13 protein-coding genes are annotated in these 21,545 nt (G+C 50.4%); 2 read left to right on the top strand and 11 right to left on the bottom strand.

Going from position 1 to position 21,545, the window contains the following annotated elements; translation table 11 throughout:
* Nucleotides 1–35: 35 nt before the first annotated feature.
* The 3 genes from LG272_RS10855 to acs form a co-directional block, all read right to left on the bottom strand.
* Complete coding sequence (locus tag LG272_RS10855; protein WP_404408510.1) at nt 36–4,223, bottom strand: S8 family serine peptidase; 4,188 nt, start codon at nt 4,221–4,223, stop codon at nt 36–38.
* Between the two features lie 119 nt (nt 4,224–4,342).
* Nucleotides 4,343–4,990 (bottom strand): response regulator transcription factor, encoded by a 648-nt coding sequence (locus LG272_RS10860; protein ID WP_126759313.1) that lies wholly within the window; start codon nt 4,988–4,990, stop codon nt 4,343–4,345.
* Nucleotides 4,991–5,106: 116 nt separating this feature from the next.
* On the bottom strand, nt 5,107–7,050 hold the full coding sequence (gene acs / locus LG272_RS10865) for an acetate--CoA ligase (protein WP_404408512.1): 1,944 nt from the start codon (nt 7,048–7,050) through the stop codon (nt 5,107–5,109).
* Between the two features lie 406 nt (nt 7,051–7,456).
* Between acs and LG272_RS10870 the strand changes: the two genes are divergently transcribed.
* Nucleotides 7,457–8,650 (top strand): DcaP family trimeric outer membrane transporter, encoded by a 1,194-nt coding sequence (locus LG272_RS10870; RefSeq protein ID WP_404408514.1) that lies wholly within the window; start codon nt 7,457–7,459, stop codon nt 8,648–8,650.
* An 872-nt stretch (nt 8,651–9,522) separates the two neighbouring features.
* On the opposite strand, the gene pgsW is transcribed toward LG272_RS10870, so the two are convergent.
* The 5 genes from pgsW to LG272_RS10895 form a co-directional block, all read right to left on the bottom strand.
* On the bottom strand, nt 9,523–10,674 hold the full coding sequence (gene pgsW, locus LG272_RS10875) for a poly-gamma-glutamate system protein (RefSeq protein WP_404408516.1): 1,152 nt from the start codon (nt 10,672–10,674) through the stop codon (nt 9,523–9,525).
* Nucleotides 10,675–10,701: 27 nt separating this feature from the next.
* Entirely contained in the window at nt 10,702–11,277 is a 576-nt protein-coding gene (gene pgsC / locus LG272_RS10880; protein ID WP_126759316.1) for a poly-gamma-glutamate biosynthesis protein PgsC, read from the bottom strand.
* Nucleotides 11,274–12,479, bottom strand: a complete 1,206-nt coding sequence (pgsB, locus tag LG272_RS10885) for a poly-gamma-glutamate synthase PgsB (protein WP_404408519.1) — start codon at nt 12,477–12,479, stop codon at nt 11,274–11,276. Before pgsB ends, pgsC begins: the two co-directional genes overlap by 4 nt.
* A 192-nt stretch (nt 12,480–12,671) precedes the next feature.
* Entirely contained in the window at nt 12,672–15,368 is a 2,697-nt protein-coding gene (locus LG272_RS10890) for a putative bifunctional diguanylate cyclase/phosphodiesterase (protein WP_404408521.1), read from the bottom strand.
* Between the two features lie 97 nt (nt 15,369–15,465).
* Complete coding sequence (locus LG272_RS10895; RefSeq protein ID WP_126759319.1) at nt 15,466–15,753, bottom strand: hypothetical protein; 288 nt, start codon at nt 15,751–15,753, stop codon at nt 15,466–15,468.
* Between the two features lie 175 nt (nt 15,754–15,928).
* Between LG272_RS10895 and LG272_RS10900 the strand changes: the two genes are divergently transcribed.
* On the top strand, nt 15,929–17,311 hold the full coding sequence (locus LG272_RS10900) for an MBL fold metallo-hydrolase RNA specificity domain-containing protein (RefSeq protein ID WP_404408523.1): 1,383 nt from the start codon (nt 15,929–15,931) through the stop codon (nt 17,309–17,311).
* Nucleotides 17,312–17,353: 42 nt separating this feature from the next.
* On the opposite strand, the gene LG272_RS10905 is transcribed toward LG272_RS10900, so the two are convergent.
* The 3 genes from LG272_RS10905 to LG272_RS10915 all read right to left on the bottom strand — a co-directional run bounded on the left by LG272_RS10905 (nt 17,354) and on the right by LG272_RS10915 (nt 21,417).
* Nucleotides 17,354–19,252: a polysaccharide biosynthesis protein gene (locus LG272_RS10905; RefSeq protein ID WP_404408525.1), complete on the bottom strand. Its 1,899-nt coding sequence runs from the start codon at nt 19,250–19,252 to the stop codon at nt 17,354–17,356.
* Nucleotides 19,253–19,426: 174 nt separating this feature from the next.
* Complete coding sequence (locus tag LG272_RS10910) at nt 19,427–20,281, bottom strand: hypothetical protein (protein WP_404408527.1); 855 nt, start codon at nt 20,279–20,281, stop codon at nt 19,427–19,429.
* Complete coding sequence (locus LG272_RS10915) at nt 20,278–21,417, bottom strand: hypothetical protein (RefSeq protein WP_404408529.1); 1,140 nt, start codon at nt 21,415–21,417, stop codon at nt 20,278–20,280. Before LG272_RS10915 ends, LG272_RS10910 begins: the two co-directional genes overlap by 4 nt.
* Nucleotides 21,418–21,545: the final 128 nt, after the last annotated feature.

Here is a 21,545-nt window from a genome sequence, read left to right on the forward strand (position 1 = left end):
ACAAAAGAATAAATTTTGTAAAAATTTATTTTAACTTAACCTTTACGACGACGTAGCCATAACAACGGCAATGCCATGAATATAAACAGCCAAGGCATTGAGCCGCTTGATTTTTTCTCGGCCTCTATGGTCACCGTAACCATTTGCTGACTGGTCGCGCGACCATCAGAAACAGTCACCATAAAGTTCGCCTGAGCCTGCTCAAATACACGTGGCGCAGTAAACGTCGCAACCGCAGTATTCGCGTTGTTCAACGACACGGTGGTACCACCAGCAAACTGCCAGTTAAAGGTCAATGTATCGTCTTCTGCATCCGTTGTACCCGATGCGTCTAAACGCACAATCGTGTCGGCACTGACTGAACTTGGCGCGCTGATATTGATGACCGGCGCCGTGTTCGGATCAGCTAACACAGTCACCACCACATCGCTGGTTACCGACTCAAAGCCGTCACTTACCGTCACCGTGAAACCAAAATCAGTATCGTCCTCTTCAAACAACGGTGCAGTGAACGAAGCTTGCGCTGTATCAGCACCACTCAGTTCAAGATCAGGACCCGCGGTTTGTGTCCAACTGTAGGTTAACGCATCGCCATCGGCATCCGCCGCCGATGATGCATCGAGCACCACGGTGTCACCGTTTTCGGCCGATTCTGGCGCTGTCGCCGTGACGGTTGGTGCGGTGTTGGTAACCGTCATCGATACCGTATTCTCGGTTGACGTGGCGCCAGCCGCATCCACCACGCGATAGCTAAAGCTGTCGGCACCTATGTAGCCAGCATCTGGCGTATAAGTTGCCGTCATGCCATCTAGGCTCACCGAACCATGCTCAGGTTGCGCGGTCACTTCAACGCTCAAATCGCCGTCCGGTTGAATCAATAATGGCAGAATGGCGTCGTAAGACACAGTGCCACTGCTAATATTTATTAGCGTTAGCAAATCGCGTTGCGGGGCACCAACGGCATCGGTCAAATCGACGCTCATTGCACGGCTGTGCGAACCATTACCACTGGCGCTCGATACGTCACCAAATGTCGCTACCGAAGCATCTAAGTCAATCTGCACAGATGCCAACTCGCCTTTGGTCAAGCCAATTTCGATTGCGTCGCCATCCGCAGGATAGTAGCCACTACCAGCTGCATACACCATGCCACCCAGCGTACCGTCGGCGTTTTCAAGGCCAATAATACCGTACAGATCGACAGTTTGGTTTACATCGATGTAGTTGAAATAGGCATCGCTGCCATCTAAGCGGAACCACACGTTAAAGGTATGCGTCGCACCGGTTGTGTCACCCCATTCCTGCACTTGATACCACTCAATTACTAACCAGTTATCGGTGCCATCAAAAACGACGTCATAGCGCAGTTCGCCTTCGCCGGCTTCAGTTTCAAAGTCCGCCCACAATGGCGCTAACACATTGTTCGGTTCTGCCGAACTTGGCAAACCTTGCAATTGATAGGTCGTCGCAACAGTGGGGTCACCAAGCTGGATAATACCGTTCTCCCAGAAAGTGAACTTCGAATGCTGCGTGCCTTCATATTCCCAGCTCGCGATGCCAGTGAGATCCAGTGTGAAAGCCGCTTCATCACAACCGCTCGCACATTCAGTGAATGTTGCGCCGCCAATCATATCGAAGCCGACACCAGCCCATGGGAACGAGGTTGCCAATCGCTGTGTCACAACCGCTGGATTATCCGTTTGCGTACCCACCCAGGTATAGGTGCGTGCGGTGCTGTCCAACGTTGAGCTCGTGGTTGAACTTAAGGTTTCAGTGACAGCCACTGAATCTTCATCCACCACAAAGTTCTCATCGCTTGGGAATTGTGCCGTAATGGTCACGTCCTCGCCAGTACTGCCAAGTGCACTCATCATGGTCAGCGTCATTGGTGAATCGGCAGCGACTTCGCCAGCCGTAACACCACTACTCATCACACCTGGGTTTTCCGACAACGCGGTGTATACAGCAATAGGCAATCGCGCATCGGCAAAAGAGCCACTGGCGTCGCTAAACGTCACCGTCCCAAACTGCCAACCTTCGCCGGCATAACGACCAACCACGTCCAGTACAAATTCTGCGTTACCGTTCGCATCAAGGTTAATTGTTTCCGAATAAGTCGTCGTCACATTCGGGTTGGCAAATTCAACCGTAACGTGCCACTCACCGTTAGCATCATCCAAATTGGTAATTTCACGAGTAAAGCTACATTCGTTTAAGCACATTGGGTTCGCAAACGACGCGACATCAAAGGTAATCCCCGTGTTAAATGCGCGTGGTAATTCCAGCCGGCCAGCGCCCACATCAAATGGGTCAGCTGGGGTAACGCCATCATCTTTACGTACACCGTCAACCGACGAGGTCATCAAAATTGACTTCACCTGTTGTGGCAGTAAATCAGGATTGTGAGCTAACAACAGTGCAGCAGCACCTGCGACATGAGGGCTCGCCATGGAAGTACCGCTAATAGCTCGGTAGCTTTGCCCTGGCGCTGCCGACAAAATGTCGTGGCCTGGGGCCGCAATTTCTGGCTTCAGCATATTCGGGTCACCGTTTGGCCCGCGTGAACTGAAGGAAGACAGCACATCGACATTAGCGTCATCAATAATGGCATCAACAGGATTGATCGTCGCACTAAGGCCTGTAGTCCAAGCGGCTAGAATCGCTTCACCATCGTCCTGACCAATCATCACACTAGGTAACGTGGCTGCACCCATCGTCATACCTGCCGCACCGCCAGCGTTGTTATACACGATCAGCGCGGTGGCGCCAGCTAATAGCGCGTTGTTGGCTTTAATTTCAAAGCTACAGGTTCCGCGCGAGATCATCGCAATATGCCCAGCGAATGAATCGGCTGGAAATGCATTACAGCCTTCAACGTTGGTGTTATCCACTTCTAAGGCCGGCATCAATGGCGCGGTAATAGCCGAATCAATCGTAAAACTGCCAGTACCGGCAATCGACAACATCTCGTCAAAGCCATCAACATCAACTGGGTTACCAAACACCCGACCAGTGCGCGTACTGGCAACAGTAATGGTTTCTTCAGCGCAACCAGGGCAACCCACGGTTTGCTCGCCAGGGCCAGAGTTACCGGCAGAGGTGACAGTTACCACACCCATTTCATCAAGCGATTTCATAATTGGGGTGTAATAACTGCTCGCCGGAGAGGCACCAGCGCCACCACCCCATGAATTGTTGATCACATGAGCGCCATCGGCTGCTGCATCTTCCAACGCTTCGGCAAGGCTTAACGTCAAACCCGAGCCGCGGCCATCCACGGTATTCCACAACCCTTTATAAACAAATAGGTTAGCGCCTGGTGCAACACCTGAGAAATTCAAAGCAACGCCATTGAATGTCGCACTAACAAGATTACCGGCAGAGGTTCCAGCCACATGCGAACCATGACCATTCATGTCCTGCGGCGAATCCATATACTCGCTTGGGTGAACCGTAGAAGGAGCTGGGTAGTAACGAGCAACCGCAATTTTGTCGTTACACACACCGGCATTTAACGCACAGTAATCGTCAGTCGCCGACGTGGTTGCAGGATCATGACCATTGTCTGCAAACATCGGGTGGGCAAAATCAATACCGGTATCAATAATCGCGACGTTAACGCCCTTACCGGCCGCATCTTGGCCACCAAGCATTTGCCAAACGGCAGGCGAGTTAATCAAGTCGTTGGAGGCATCCATATCGGTGTAAACAACATGATCTTCATGCACCGCTTTCACACCCGGAATACCGCGTAATTTTGCTTTTAAATCAGTCCCTTTGTATTCAACAATGGCACCGTTGAAAGTTAAGGTTAAATGCGATTGAGTTTTCAACTCAGGAACGCGTTTAGCCACTTCGGCTAATACGGTTTGTTGACGGCGCTGAAGATACTGCGCATAGCTTTGTACTTTGTGAGATTTAACGTCTAAGCGTTCAGCCCCAGTCGCTTTCGCCGAGGTCGCTTCAAAACCAGCAATACCGCCTTTATAGACAGCCACCGCAGGCTCTACAAATTCAATTAAAAAACGCGTTGATTGGTGTGCTGCAGCGAATTCTTCAATCGTCATCTTGTGCTTTTCACCAGTATAATTGACCTGGCGTTCGGTCACTTTGATAGCCGCATCTACTTTTTGAAACTCCTGAGCCGTCAATGCCGATACCGATGTTGCTGCAGCAACCGCTATCGCTAAAGTCGACCACCGAGCAGTTTTTATTGTTGTCATTGCTCTTCCTTGTTTGTGTCAGATGTGTACGACATTGACAGTCGCAAAGGAAGAAATTACCTACAAACAGTTAACAATTGAATCAATTTTTATTCAAATTTGTAACAACGTGTAACAATTTAGGTGGGGTTGGGTTCAAGCTGCAAACGCTCAGCCAGCAAAACCGCTTGAGTACGGCTATAAACGCCGAGTTTGCGGAAAATAGCAGTAATGTGCGCTTTCACGGTAGCTTCGGTGATGTTCAACTGATAAGCAATTTGCTTGTTTAATAAGCCTTCGTGCAGCAGGAAAAGTACTCGGTATTGTTGTGGGGTGAGATCGGCAACTTTCTTGGCAAGCTCTTGATCTTCATCGGTGATGTTATCGAGGCGCCCGCGCATTTCCGCCGGAACCCAAGTATCACCTTGCAAAATCACATCGATGGCCTCAGCAATCTTTGCTGAAGAGAGCGATTTCGGGATAAAACCCAGCGCGCCGAAGCCAATGCATTTGGCAACCACGGCAGGATCTTCAGAACCAGAAATAATGGCAACGGGAAGTAGCGGATAATCTTCGCGTATACGAATTAACCCGTACAGATCGCCGCTGCCCGGCATGTGCAAATCCAATAGAAGTAAATCAAGATCATCATCTTCATTGAGCGCCGCAAGCGTCGCGTCTAAATCGCCCGCTTCGCGTAACTCAAGCTCAGGATAATGGTTCGCGAGAGCCCCCTGCAGGGCCTCGCGAAACAACGGATGATCATCTGCTATTAAAAATTTCGCCATAGGATTCCCGTAGCCCGGCGTTTCACGCCGGGTGACGCGCAGCGTCGTTAATGCCCAACTATCGATTAAACGTTGAGAATAACCGTGCTGCGCACGTCCCGTCGTGAAACGACGGGCTACTTATTCAATCGGTTTTCGATTAACGAATCTACCACAGACGGATCGGCAAGCGTAGAGGTATCGCCTAAATTCTCGAATTCGTTGGCGGCAATCTTACGCAGAATGCGGCGCATGATTTTACCCGAACGCGTCTTCGGCAAATCCGCTGTCCAGTGAATGAAATCTGGCGTCGCAATTGGGCTTAACTCTTTACGCACCCAGTCGCGCACTTCTTTGGTCAACTCATCGGTAATCTCCGTGCCGGCCATTGCTGACACATACACATAAATACCCTGACCTTTCACGTCGTGCGGATAACCCACAACCGCCGCCTCAGAAATCTTCTCGTGTTCAACCAACACCGATTCAATTTCAGCCGTACCCAAACGGTGACCCGACACGTTCAACACGTCGTCCACACGGCCGGTGATCCAGAAGAAACCATCTTCGTCACGACGCGCGCCATCACCAGTGAAATACATGTTTTTGTAGGCAGAGAAATAGGTTTGCTCAAAGCGCTCATGGTCACCCCATAGCGTGCGCATTTGACCTGGCCATGAATCTTTAATCACCAAATTGCCATCAACAGCGCCTTTAAGCTCGTTGCCATCGGCATCCACCAACGCCGGCTGCACACCAAAGAAAGGACGCGTTGCCGAACCTGGTTTCAAATCAGTCGCACCCGGTAATGGCGTGATCATGATGCCACCCGTTTCAGTTTGCCACCACGTATCCACAATTGGACAACGGCTATCGCCGATCACCTTGTAATACCACTCCCACGCCTCTGGATTAATCGGCTCACCGACTGACCCCAACGTACGCAATGACTTACGCGAAGACGTTTCCGCAGCAGCAGTACCTTTCGACATCAACGCACGAATCGCCGTTGGTGCCGTGTACAGAATATTGACGCTGTGCTTATCAACCACTTCACCAATCCGACCCACGCCCGGATACGTTGGCAATCCTTCAAAAATCAACGTGGTTGCACCGTTAGCTAACGGCCCATAAACAATGTAGCTATGACCAGTAATCCAGCCCACATCGGCTGCACACCAGTACACATCATCTTCGTGATAATCGAATACCAACTCGTGCGTCATTGACGCATACACCATGTAACCACCAGTGGTATGCAACACGCCCTTTGGTTTACCGGTTGAACCCGAGGTATACAAAATAAACAGCGGGTCTTCAGCATTCATCACTTCTGGCTGGCACTCAGCAGGTACATCTTTCACCAACTGATCCCACGCCACGTCACGGCTGTCGTCCCATTCGGTTTCGCCGTGCGTTACTTTCGCAACCACAACCTTTTCAACCGTCGCACAACGACCACCACGCAATGCTTCGTCAACATTCGCCTTCAGTGGCGTCGTTTTACCACCACGACGGCCGCCATCCGCAGTCACAATTACTTTCACGCCGCAATCATTCACGCGGTCGGCAATCGCATTCGGCGAGAAGCCACCAAAAATAACCGTATGCACCGCACCAATGCGCGCACACGCCAACATCGCATAAGCTGCCTCCGGCACCATCGGCATATAAATTGCCACACGGTCACCCTTCTGTACGCCCAGCTTCTTCAAACCATTCGCAAAACGCGATACTTCTTGATGCAATTGCTTATAGCTAATCTCGTCGCTCACACTTGGGTCATCACCTTCCCAAATAATCGCAGTTTTATCACCGCGCTCCGCCAAGTGCCGATCGACGCAGTTGTAGCACGCATTCAAGGTGCCATCTTCAAACCATTTTATGCTCACATTGCCCGGCGCAAAACTCGTATTCTTCACCTTCGAATAGGGGCTAAACCAGCTAATACGCTGCCCTTGCTCACGCCAAAAACCCTCAGGGTCTTTCACGCTCTGCTCATACATCGCCAGGTATTGTTCATTGTTCACCAATGCCCGCGCTTTCGCATCTGCCGGCACTTTATAAACCCCATGTTGCATAAAACCTCCTATTGAACTGCTAAGTCGATATTAGCTATTGGATATTGGATATTAGCAAAACCCAAGAGCCTGCTCTTCTCGCACTCTAATATCTAATATCGCTCTTGCTCTTCTAATATCTAATATCTAATAGCTAATCTCTTCTAATATCTAATATCTAATAGCTAATATCGCTCTTGTTTTTGATGCCTATACCTTCAGTTATTGCGCGCGATCAAGCCATTAGACCATAGTCTAGATTGATAATTACGCCCGCATGTTAAAAGCTTAGAAACTACGTGCTTCGTCATTCGTACGTTCGCTTTGCTCACTGTTCGTCCGCGCTACGCGCTATTCGAACAGCGAAGCGGACGAACAGCGAAGCGGACGAATAACGAACAACGTCTTACAAAACAGGAGCACAGCAATGTTGCAAAAAACTCTAACCAAATCGCTAGTTGCCAGTGCAGTTTTTGCTAGCTTAGCAGGCAGCCTAGCCACGAATGCCCATGCTGCAGAAGGTCCCGAATGGTCATTCGGTGGCTACGTCAAACTCGATGCCATGATTTCTGACTATGGTGACGGTTCAGCCGGCGCAGGCACCGACCGAAATATCGGTCGCCAGTTTTATATTCCTAGCTTAACGCCAGTAGGCGGTCAAGGCGACGATGCCGTCACCGATTTCCACGCTCGCCAATCGCGTTTCTTCTTCGATGTAAAACAAACACTTGAGAACGGTGAAGCGATCACCGGTCATATCGAACTCGATTTCATGACCGTACCGAGTGGGGACGAGCGTATTACCAACTCCTATGCGCCGCGTCTGCGTCAAGCATTTCTACAGTACAAAAACTGGATGATTGGTCAAGCATGGTCAAACTTCCAAGACTTAAGTATTCTGCCTGAATCCGTTGATTTCGTTGGTGCTACCGACGGTATGGTGTTTATGCGTCAACCGCAAGTACGATACACCAGCGGCGCGTGGAGCTTCTCTATCGAAAACCCAGAAACCACAGTGAGCTTAGTTGATGCAGATACCGGTGCAGTCTCGCGTGCCGCCACCAGCGAAGGCATCATGCCAGACTTTACCGCAAAGTATAAAGGCGCAAGCGGCAACTTTAGCTACAGCGTGGCTGGTTTAGTGCGTCAATTAGCATACGACATCGACAGCGACGGCAGCGACGAAACCGCAACCGGCTACGGCGTCACTTTCGGTGGTAAATTGGCATTTGATAACGGTAACGACATCCGTGCTAGCTTCACCGCAGGTTCAGGTATCGGCCGCTACATGGGCCTCAACACCTTCAACGGCGCTTACGTTGACCCGAACAACAGCCTCGAGTCACTCGACGTAATGGGCGTGACTTTTGCATATCGCCACCACTGGAGCGACAAAACCCGCTCTAACATCGTCTACAGCCGCGGCTGGGCCGACAACACCGACAACCTCGAAGGCTCACTGGCCACTGAGTTCACCCAGCGCATTGGCTTCAACGTCATGCACTCAGTTGACCCGAAGCTCACCTTCGGTGGCGAAGTGTCACTGGCACAGCGTGAAAATGACGCAGGCCAGGACGGCGACTTAACTCGCGTCCAGTTCATGGCGATGTACACGTTCTAAGAGCGAAAAACGTTATTCGTTATTGGTTATTCGTTATTCGGAAAAGCGAAAGACGAAGAACGAAGAACGAAAAACGAAGGACGAAAGACGAAGGACGAAAGACGAAGTAAGAAGGACGAAGTAAGAAGGACGAAGACACAACGCAGAAATGGCTAGTCATTTAGTTGGCTAGCCATTTTTTTTATTCATCACAGACAAGAAATTGTAATTGTGTACAACCGCGGAGAGTTTTAAAGAAAATTTAGGGCAACCATCTGTCGAAACAGACTCAGAGTTAACCTATTTAATCAACATCGGCGACATTTGCGCAGTGCCACTAACGCCTATTACTCAATAGATGGCAAAGTCAGCGGAATCTACGCTAGAAACCTAATCGACTGATACACGGCTGACAGCGGCTGATACCTGACTAATACCAGACTGATACATGACTGATACCCGACTGAAGCCTGATTGAAACCTGACAGAACCCTTACTAATACTTGACTAATACCTAACTAATACCTGACTAATACCTGACTGATATCTGCCTAACACGCGATTGATATCGACTGATATCTGACTAAGCTTGCTGGATACATTCGAAATCGCGCGGTGAAATTGCGAATTATCAGGAAATATTAGGAGACGATAGAGCTGTGCATACCCCCTAAAAATTTTAGTGTTCAGTTGCATCAAATTTGCTACAAATAAGGCACCCCAAAATGCTACTTTTTTGATGCAACTGAACAGTCTTTTTTCAGAGACACCCCACACACCTATAGAGCTTTCATGAAACATCCCAAAACATCGATTCTATTTGAACCATGCTTTGGAGCAACGAGTAACGAGTAACGAACAACGCTGCGCGTTACCCGGCGTAGAACGCCGGGCTACACCATTGGCTTGGTGATTTTGCCGTGGCCGCCGGCGCGATTAAAGATGCTGGTGATGCGTGCTGAGCGCACAATCAACCAAGTCATGCCAAAGAGGCCCAAGCCAAGCGCAATTGCCAGCCAGCGGTTGTAGACTGTTGCCGAGTAGATGCCACCATTGCCAACGGGTACTGGCTCAACGGGTGCAATCGGTAAGCCGTAGCGGTTTGCTAAATTTTTAATGCCGATAAAATGAACTCCCGGAATTTCTTCTTGTAAGAAATAGCCCATCACCGTATCGACTGCGAACGCGCGGGATGGCGCATCCTTTTGCAGGCCGGATTTGAACATGTCGTCAATGCCCGGCGGGCCAACAATGGTGGCGCCACCACCGACGTTTACGAACGCTTTGTAGCTGCGCTCGGCAGAGTATTCACGGAAAATAGCGATACGGTCAGCAACCGCTTCTTGGTAATTTGCAGGCTCAATCAAATTAATATCTGCGCGGTCAATCGAGCGCTTGAGCATGGCAATACCTTCTTCGGAAATGCCAATGCCTCGGTCTTCAATGCCGCCCAGAGAGGCATAAATCGGTTTCAGTGAAATTACACCAGCGCTACGTAGCTCACGTTCCATATCAAGCCAAGTGAAGCCCGGCACGTTAGCGCCCCATTGCGACGATGATGCCGAAGCTATAATCACCGCATCGGCGCCCAGCGCTTCAAGCGCTGAGTACACAGCAAGGTTTATCGCTGGAAACGAGCCAGAAATGGTCACCGCAACCAAGTCACCTTCGCCCACACCGGCATCGGCCAATAGCTTCACGGCAACGGCAGCCCAATTCGGGTTCACGGTGGTTTGCTTTGATTCGCGACCACCTTGGTTGGTGGTAATCTCAGAATTTTCTAGGCCCACTAAACCAGAACGCTGCGGATCAAATTCAGGGTTAATTGGCGCAAGCTGCGCGCGCAACGGCTGCAACACATCCATGCCTTCGCGCATAATCTTCGCGGCGTTCACCATGGTGGCGTAGTTTTTATCCACCACCGGATCGCGTTGGCGTAAGTTCTCGGCCAGCAAAAATGCCAGTACCGCCAGCGCAATTAAAAAGACTTGTCCCCAAAGTGGCACCCCTGACGAGCGCCAATAAATCTTGGTAAATTTACTCATGTGAATAATTCTCCTGTTGGCGCTGACTTACCAGCCTGGCATTTGAAATGCGCGGCTTGCTTCATACATGTGCAATGACTCGGGCATAATCGCGATGAGCGCTAAGCGCACCAATACCGCGGTTACCGCCAAGCCACATAAAGTTTGCAACACGCCTTGGCGCTCGAACCAAATCGCAATTAAACCCGGAATGATGTAGCCAATAATGCTGCTCTCCATTACCGCCATCATGAGGCTTGATTCCAGTGGCTGCACTTGGGCTTGTGCTTCATCTACGCCGGCTATCATTTGTAGGTCAGTCCAGGTCACAAGGTTGCCAATAAACATATCGAACAGCCCGGCAATAATGTAACCGGTTAGAATCATGATGATGGTTTGACGGCGGCCATAAACAATCACGAAGCTCGAAACAATTTTGACGATGAGATAGGTCACGAAAGCCGCAACCAGTGTTAGCGCTAGACTGAGCGGATCAGTCAATTGCAACGCCACATAACCAGGTACCACTAAACCACCAGCCGCTAATCCCAAGGTTTGGGTGAGCAGTAGCGTGAAAAACAAACCAATGCCGATAGCTACGGCGAGAATATTGAGCGCTATCATACGTCTTCCTCATCAATTGCACGGTTTTGGAAAAAGCGTGCGACTTCCTCGCCGCCACCATGAATATTACACATGCCCACAATCAGCGCGTTACCTTGCGATTGCTCCAGCAAAACTTCGGTTATCTCCGTCATATGAGCGCCTTCCATGACCAATAACTTGTCCGGATCGAGCCCATATTTCATGGCCTCGCGCACAAAAATAAAAGAACCCGAGCCCATCAATATAATCTTGCTGGCTGGCGACCATTGCACCACCGCCTCAGCCATTTGCTGAGAGCGATGCGGGCGGTCGGCGCGGCAATTAATCAGCATAATCGAGTGCCGCCCTTGACCATGCTTTTCGAGCATGTTTTCCCAGATACGTCCGGTCGATTCAGGATCATTCGCAGCGAAGGCATTCACAAAAATCAGCTCACGCTCAAAGTAGCGAACATGAAGCACCTGCATAGCACCCGCTTCCGGCTCTAACGCCAGCATGCCTTTGAGGGCATCATCGCGCTTAACGCCCAGGTGCTCGCAAACTTTCAGCGCCAAGGCGACGTTCTCTGCATGTTCGGCATATTTAAATTCGGCGAGCACTTCTTCAGGAATCGCAGCAACTTCGTCTTCAGTAACCCCATGAAGTTGGCTACGGCGGTCTTGGCAAGATTCTTCAAATACCTCGAGTAAATCGCGCTCTGCGGTGAATAGGTTGCCTCGCACCGGTGTGCTACCTGCCAGCGCTAACGCTACATCACGCTCACCGGGGCCCATCACATCGAGATGATCCGCCCGCGCATTGGTAATGACGCCCACAGTCGAGCGCACCATGCGTAGTTCACTCAAGCTTTGGTAGTGCGGCTGCAGCGCCATGCACTCCACCACCACCACCTCAGGCTTCAGCACCGCCATGCGTTTTAGCATGCGCATTTGCTCAATAATGTTGGCACCGCTAATGCGGTAGATAGGAAATTCACGGCCATCTGGGTCGGTCATGGCAGCCGCTGATCCGGTGGTTTTGGCGCACACGCGTTTGCCGCCACCACGCAAGCCAGCCGCAATCAGTCGGGTGACGCTGGTTTTGCCACGGGTGCCGTTAACATGCACCCTTACCGGAATATTTCGGAGAAGAATTTTGTGTCTCAGTGCCTCAAAAGCACCCGCTGCAACCAACAGAAGCCACAGCACCACCACAATGCTTAGCAACACAGGAAATGACATGGTTTGGCCTTTAGATTGTAAATTACATACATAAGTGTATGTAATTAATAGACCAAAAGATCGAAATTAACGAATGTTTTACGTAGCCCGGCGTTAAACGCCGGGACGTGGCGTAGCCACGGTTAATGCTTTAGTCATCGAAGAAGCCCGAACAATAACAGCGCTGCGCGCTACCCGGCGTTTCACGCCGGGCTACAGTTCCTCTAGCGGCACTGGGCGGCCGAAGTAGAATCCTTGCATGTAGTTACAGCCAAGCTCGGTAACAAATTCGGCTTGTTGTGGGGTTTCGACGCCCTCAGCAACCACCGCGAAATCGAGACTCTGCGCAATTTTAATCACCGAGCCAATCAACACACGGTCTGAACGATGCGTACGAATACCGGCGACGAAACTACGGTCAATTTTCACTTTATCTACCGGCAAGCGTTTTAAGTAACTCAACGATGAGAAACCGGTACCAAAATCATCCAATGAAATCGTAATGTTCTTATTCCGCAGATTCTGCAGAACTTCCACTGCGTAATCCGTATTTTCCATCAAAATGCTTTCGGTTAGCTCAAGCTCTAGCCACTCCGGCTTACACCCGGTTTCTTCCAGCGTTTGTTCTAAAAACGGCGTAAATTCAGTACGATTAAAGTGCAACGTCGACAAGTTCACCGCCATCTTGCATGGTCCATGCTCTTGCAACTTCACTGCGGCCTCACAGGCGCGACGGAACACCCACTCGCTGAGCGGAATAATCTGTCCGGTCATTTCAGCCAGCGGAATAAACTCGGTTGGCGAAATAAACTTGCCAGGCTCACGTTCCCAGCGCAATAACGCCTCGTAACCAATGGTCGCGCCATCGTTACAGCGGACAATTGGCTGATAATGCAGTGTTAGCTGATTCTTCTCAATCGCTTCTTGCAGGCTCGAACGCATCGCCGCCGATGATTTAAACTGCAAGCTCATGCTGTCTTGATAAATCTGTACGTGGTTATGGCCCTGACGCTTGGCCTGGTGCATCGCCATATCCGCGCGTTGAATCAACTCAAGCGGTGCGTATTGATCTTCGGTTTGATGCGCCACACCAATACTCGCAGTCAGGTAAATCTTATGATGCATAATGCGATAAGGCTGGGCGACAGCACTGAGAATCTTACTGGTTAATTCCGCCACCGCTTCTTCATTCTCATGCATGTTCTGCGTCACAATTAAGAACTCATCGCCGCCAAAACGCGCCAACATGCCACGATTACCAACAATATTGCTTAACCGCTGCGCAAGCACCTGAAGTAAGCGGTCACCCACCTGCAACCCCAAGCTATCGTTGATCAGCGTAAACCCATCGAGGTCAATGAACAGCGCGGTTAAATCACGCTGTTTATGGAATCTATCCGCAATCATGCGCTCTATGGTGGTGCGATTATACAATCCGGTTAACGCATCATGCTCAGCTTGGAAACGCAATTGACGCCCCTGCACCACAAGCTCGCGGTTACGCTCAATGGTAAGCGCCAAGAACAGCACTATGGCAATGCCAGCAAAGGTCACCAACGTTTGTAAGTTCGCTCGCGCTTGCATTTCCTTAAGGTCATACATGTAAGAATAAATTGGCGTGCCGCTCGTAAATTCTGTATCGAGTGCACTTTCGTATAAAAACAACGCGCGATTCTGTAAATAATCGAGCGTAGCATCCGATACCCAGTGCCCATATTCATCAAGCAACATACCGTTCGAAATAGCGGTATAGGTATAAATTGGCGAGCGATAGGTCAGCGCCTTGTTCGACAACATTTTCGGTACGTTCACAACCGCTAACACGCCCCAATAACCGTTTTCGTAGTTATCATCTTTGAAATCGATAGGCACATGAATAAATAAGCGAGCGCCGGTTTCAGTACGCGAACGCGATGCCACCAGCATCTGTACTTCACCTTTACGGGTTGGGTCAAATTGCTGCTGCAAGTACCCGTCTTCCAAATACATCTCTTTATAAGTGGTATCTTGATGCCGCGAGCGCTCCCAAACCAATTCGTTTCCACGACGTAAAATCAGGCTTTCAAGAAAATCGACATCGCGCAAAACGGCGACCATATCCAGCGCCATCAGCTCGTCATGAATGGTTTGCGGATAATTCTCCCAACGTTCGGCTAAGCGCCGAAGGGTGCTAACATGCTCCTTACCAGCAGCGCGGCGACTCAGGTTTAACCCCACGGCGGCCTCACGCCCTTTATCGCGCAACTCATTCATTTCGTTATGAAACAGGGTGACGCCAATGGCGGAGGAAATAAGTAATCCAACCACCGCAACCGAGGTTGTCAAAACACTCACACACGGCAATTCGCCTTCAGTCGCTGTGCTTTGGTTCCACAGCCCAATCAGGGCGAGTAACACCAGAGCCCCCGCCACTAAGCTACCAGTCGGGTGACGCGCTAACAGCGGTGTTTCGGTAACAAAATGCATCAGTAAAATAGCTGCCAACGCCAGCGCTGCCAATGCGGCAAGAATACGTTGCGCACGTATCGCAACCACGTTACGCAAGCGCAGCGCCATCCAAAGGCCAGTAATGCCCAAGGTGACATATAAACTTTGATGAATCTGGGCGTCAAAACTGTCAAACAAGCTTCCCATGAAGCCATCAACCGACGCGATAATGGCGAGCACGGCAAACAAGCGTGAAACGCCAGATTTCCACTCTTTGCTGCTATTTAAATCGTAGGTTAATAATGCGATGCCGTTAGCCCCGGCGGCAATAAGAATGGATGAGCTAAGCGAGTGATAAAGCTGAAGCTGGGTGGGCTCCAAAAATCGATACATCAAGATCACAAAAGCAGCCATAAACAAAGCGATGCCAATCACTAGGTTTACGACCGCTTTGGCCTGCTGATCGACTTGAATTATGCGCATTCCCCGCCTCTGTTTTCTTATTGTTGTTATGTTTCCAATATAACCACAACAAAAACAGAATGACTAGCGTAGAAATGTAAATTTTGCTTGTTACCTGCTAGTTAGCAAACAATTGAATTTTTAGACGCTTTAGAATAGAGATAGCGCGAGGAATGACCCACTGCTTCCCTTTACGGTCTCGAAATACCGCGTGCGTCATAATTGGTGAACGCTGCAGTTCTGCCATTGCCCGCTTGATGGCAGCGCCATTTGACTCCGCCATGGGTACACCAAGGTCGGACAACTTCTCTGTACCGTTATATAACGATATCTTTCGACGTTTACGATGCGCGCTCGTTTCAACGTGCTCAGGCTCCACTACTTGTGTCGTCTCTAGGTCACTCAATTTTCAACTCTCCATGTGACTTTTTATAATTATTTTGAAAAATGCACCAACATGTGCACTAATCGTAAAATCAATGTAAAGAATAACGTATATTTTTGAAAACAAAACCAAGCATAGGTAATAGAGTTTTGTTAAATTTTATAGATTAATTTGTTTCTTTATTTTAGGAGATAACATGGAAGTTCGTCAGCGCGTTAAACATCATGGTGCACATCAAGGTGTTACCGGCTCCTGCCACGAATTCGTTTTAACCGATTCCGCCGCAATGCTTATTGATTGCGGTCAATTTCAAGGCGGCGACGTGCCCGATTTCTCGATTGAAAGCGACACAGTGAGTCGCATCCAAGAAATTGACTTCCCGATTGACCACCTTGTTGGCCTAGTAATCACTCACTGTCACATTGACCACGTGGGTCGTTTGCCGAGCTTAATGGCTGCCGGCTTTCGCCGCCCCATCTATTGCACCCCCGCTACCGCGATGCTGTTGCCAATCGTTTTGGCCGACGCGATGAAGATCACCCGCTTTCCGCACGCCGCTAAAGTATTAAGTGGGGTGCAGTCCTTACTCCGACCCCTCCCTCTTGATCGCTGGCTGGCGTTAGAGCAAGGCTGGCGGCTACGTCTGCGCAACGCCGGACATATTATGGGTTCGGCCTATGTTGAGTTTGAGCAAATGGTTGAGGTTGGTGTGCACGAACAGCCGGTGCGCGTGGTATTTTCCGGCGATTTAGGCTGTAAGAATACGCCGCTACTGCGCGATCCAACCCCGTTGGAATACGCAGATTTTCTGGTGTTGGAAAGTACCTACGGCGATCGTTTTCACGAAGATCGCAGCACGCGCCAACAACGCTTGAAAGATGTGATTGAACGCGCTTATGCCGACGGTGGCACAGTACTGATTCCGGCGTTTAGTATTGGCCGTACGCAAGAATTATTGTACGAAATTGAAGATATCATGCACCAAGACCCCGACTGGCGAACCATGACCGTAATATTGGATTCGCCACTGGCAAGCCAATACACCAAACAATATCGGCGCTTGAAGACATTGTGGGACGAAGAAGCGAAAGAACGCTTAGCGGATGACCGCCATCCACTTAACTTTGAACGTCTCCATGTCGTAGAAAGCCACGAGCAACATATGCAAATTGTCGATTTGCTGCGCGACAGCGGTGAGCCAGCCATTGTATTGGCTGCCAGCGGCATGTGCAGCGGCGGTCGTATCGTAAACTACTTGAAGGCTTTGTTAGGCGATTCGCGTACCGATGTTGTTTTTGTTGGTTATCAAGCCGAAGGCACGCCGGGGCGACAAATTCAGGACTATGGTCCGCGCGGTGGTTATGTGATTTTGGATCATGAGCGCTACGACATTCGTGCGCAAGTGCATACGCTTGGTGGTTATAGTGCGCATGCTGACCAACGTGAACTCTTGGAGTTTTTGCAGACCACCGTGGGTTCGGTGCGTGATGTGCGACTCGTGCATGGCGAAGATGGGGCTAAAAAAGTGTTGGCCGCGGCGATTGAGCGATCTGGGTTGATTACTGGTTCCGTGATTTGAGCAGGAGGTGGGGTGCAGTCCTTGGACTGCACCCCTCTTAACTTATAAAAGAGGGCGGGCGAGTAAATCGTTGACGTGATCTTCAGTGGGCATATAGCCACAGGGAGCCTGCAATAAAAGAGTGCGGATGGTGTCATACAATGCATGCTCACAGGCATTTTCGAGTAGTTGCAGCAAATCGTGCATCGCCGTCCATGACATGTAATCTTCCTGCGCCTGCATGATGCGCGGGTGCGCACACGGCACTACATTATCGCCAATCAACAACTCTTCAAAGAGCTTCTCGCCGGGGCGCAAGCCAGTAAAACTAATCTCAATATCGCCATCTGGGTTGTCACGCGAGCGCAGTTCAAGCCCCGACAGGTTAATCATCTTTTTCGCCATATCGACAATGCGCACAGGCTCTCCCATATCCAGCACAAATACTGCTCCGGTCGAACCCATAGTGCCCGCCTGTATCACCAACTGCGCGGCCTCAGGAATGGTCATGAAATAACGTGTGATATCAGGGTGCGTCACTGTCACCGGCCCACCGTTTTCAATCTGTTGCTTAAACAGCGGAACCACGGAACCCGATGAACCCAGCACATTGCCGAAACGCACCATGCAAAAACGCGTCAATACATCTTCGCGCGCAGCCAACGACTGCAACACCAGCTCTGCTAGGCGTTTCGTCGTGCCCATCACGTTCGTAGGCCGCACCGCTTTATCTGTTGAAATCAGTACAAACTGCTCAACCCGTGCGTTAATCGCCGCTTCAGCCGTCGCCCAAGTGCCAAACACGTTATTGCGCACGCCTTCAACCATATTAAATTCCACCAGCGGCACGTGCTTATAGGCCGCCGCATGGTAAACCGTCTGCACCTTGAACGCTTTCATAATGCCTTCAACGCGCGTCTGATTTTGCACCGACCCCATCATTGGGAAGATATCAAGGCTGACACCGTGGCGGTCACATAACTGACGTAGCTCGCGGTCAATCGCGTACAAACTGTATTCGCTTAACTCAAACAACACCAACGCGCGCGGCTTTTGCATGATGATCTGGCGGCACAACTCAGAACCAATTGAACCTCCGGCGCCCGTTACCATCACAACCTTTTCACGAATGTGCTTTTGCATCAATGTAGTATCCGGCGCCACCGGATCGCGCCCCAACAAGTCTTCAATGTTGACGTCTTGCAAGCTATCAATGGAGATATCGCCGTTCACCATGTCGGCCATGCCGGGAATGGTTTGCACGCGAATATTCAAAGGTTGGAGCGATTCAAGAATTTGCTTACGTACTGAGCGAGAGGCTGACGGTAACGCTAAGAGAATACGTTCGATTTGACCACTTTTTACCGCATCTTCCACTTGCGACGGGTCAATGACTGGAATACCGAGAATGGTTGTGCGTTGCAGCGTTCGGTCGTCATCCACAAACACCACCGGATGAAACTGCTCACCGTTCATCAAAGCCTGCGCCAGCTGTCGGCCAGCCGAGCCTGCACCGTAAATAAGCACGCGGCGCTTCCGACGACTCACCATGCGATGGTAAATCTCACGCATAATCAGACGACTTCCGCCGATCATCAGCAGTGCCATCAAGCCGTAATTGGCCACCGCGTGCCCAGGGAAATCAAGCTGTAGCATGGTACGTAGTGCCCACAGCCACAGCGTAGAGACAAAAACGCCGACTAACACCGAACCTAGCGCACGGAAGCTCACATAACGCACCACCGCACGATACAGCCCGAGCTTCGTGAACACCGCCAGCGAACCGATGGTTAACGCCACATACAAAAACGCCCAGCGCAATAAATCGCTCGGCGGCTGGTATAAATATGCCAACACGTGCGCAACAATCAACGCAACCAAGATGGCAATTGCATCAGCAAGCAAGCTCACCAAGCGCTTCATGGAGCGCGGTAGCTGCAGTACGGGCATTAAGAATTTCACGCTAAAACAACAACCTTGTACAAAATAATTCCGTTTCGTTAAGTTTTTTTAATACCAAAGCAACAGAATTATAACTGTGTTAAGGAATTGTAGCAATAGTAGCCCTGCGTTCTACGCCGGGTGGCGCGAAGCGCCGTAAGTGGGGTGCAGTCCTTGGACTGCACCCCTCCTTATTCAAAATAGGCGGATGGTGCGCGGGAGTTCTTCGGCGGTGACTAAACTTTCGTTAAGTGCTGCGCGCTCAACACTGCGCAAGTCTTGTTCATACATAGCGCGCTGCGAATCATTTAACGGATACTGCAACGCCAACATAAACGCATTGCGGGCGTAGCCCCAACTTTTCGCATTTGATGCAACATTTGCGGCTCGTATCGCCCCTTGCAAATAACCTGCCTGACCAGACTCAAAGTAAAACGCGTAGGCGTTGTTCAAATCCTTTTCGGTATATTTGCCTCTTTCACGCAATTGCGCATAAGCGAATGCCCCCAGCGGATGCTTATACAATGTCGCAATGTTTAAATACTGAAACGCATAATCACCGGCCTTGGTATCACCGGTGGCCTCTGCGCGCTGCAGGTAATAACTCCCCAACAAATATTGCGCGGTGATAAAATCAGCGAGAGCATCATTTATCGGCGAAAATGCATGTTCCGGGGTTTTACACACGTCCATTGATGGACAATGCGCCAATATCTCACGCAAGCGCACTTCAGAAGTTTTATCGCCGCTAGTCGCTTGTAAGACAAGGTCGTAAGTCCGCAACCAAGCATCTGTCCAATGTTGGGCGACATATGCCCCCATCGGTGTCGGTGCTTCCTTATCGCCAAGAGCGTCAGGTGCTGCTGCACCAGCGGCTACACCAACTTCTGAATCTGCGCCCGAGGGCGTTTCAGCAGCCGAAGCATGCCATGGTCGACGCTCCGGCAACAGCCCGAAGTCTTTTAGCATACCTAGCGTAAACAACAGCAATAATGCCCCCACCGGCACGCCAACTAAGCCCCATAAAGCCCATTTTTTTGCCGCGCTCATAAGTCATACCCCTTACAAAACGAGTTGCCGCTGTTGCCTTTGCAAACCAAATCATACTCAGAGCGATACAGCGACAAATTACACTCGCTTTGACGCGAGCGTGCATAATCAATCAACGAACGCAGCTCACGATCTAGATACCCGCGTTCGCGCAGCAAATCACGTCGTTCTTGCTCAAGTTGGCTAAACTGCCCGCTGCGTGCATAACTTTCCAATTGCCCCTCATAAGTGCCGCGCACCGTACCACGCGTATTGCGTAACACGTTGATGTCGCCCTCAACATCATTCAACTGGTTATCAATGGTGCGTAACTGCCTACGCAACGCGCTATCACGGCGGGTAATGTTTTCAGCGTCCGCAAAGCATTGGCGAGCGAGTTCCACACGCTCTGCACGCACTGTCGGCTGTTGCGATGTTTGAGCGACTTTGGCAGGCTCAGAAGTCATCGAAGACCGACGTTCCGCCAGCACGTTATCTAGTGGATAACCCAGTTCGCGCAAATTCGAATGAATCACCTGCACGAACGATTCAGGTGTATCGAGCCGAGATGATAGCTGCTCGAACGCCTCCTCAAAGACGGATCGAGCCGCCTGCGATGAACCAATGGAGCGATAATACAAACCAAGCTCAATGCCCGATTCAATGTGTCCAAGCGCTAGCGCACTTTGTAGCAATTGCGCGCCATATTCTGGGTCTTTCGCCACAATGCCGCCGCGAAGAAATTGACGCCCTAAAGCGTAAGTACTTGGCGCATAGGTTAAGTTATTGGCGAAGGTATGAAGGCGTACAAAAAGTGTCGGATTGCGCTCAACCCCAGCTCGCTCCGCCTTATTGAGAAACAGATCAGCTAAATTAGCCGCTGCCACAGCAGCCTCACGTTGTTGCTGCGTCGGATGTTCGCCTCGATTGGCCAGGGGCCCTTTGCATGCGGCAGTTTCAAGGCATTTTTTCACAAGACTATTGAGCTTCGAAATCGCATACACTTCGCCGCGTTCAGCCGGGTCTGTCAGCTGCCACATCATCGTTTCTTCAAGCTTCCAGTAACCCTGCTCGCCCTCAGGCATTTGGTAGGTCTGTGCGTTCGCTGTGTCAGCCATTGCCGACACCAGCACCGCTATTATTAGTAGGTTGCGCATGAGCGTCATCTCACAATAGAACCCTTACAAAGGGTAACCTTTGAAAATTATGCCGCCCGCGCCCACTTGTCAAGAAGGGTGCAGTCCCCCACCATTGCTAAAACCCAACACCATGCGCTACCGTTAAT

The organism is Pseudidiomarina marina (assembly GCF_044807045.1).
GTDB lineage: Bacteria > Pseudomonadota > Gammaproteobacteria > Enterobacterales > Alteromonadaceae > Pseudidiomarina > Pseudidiomarina marina.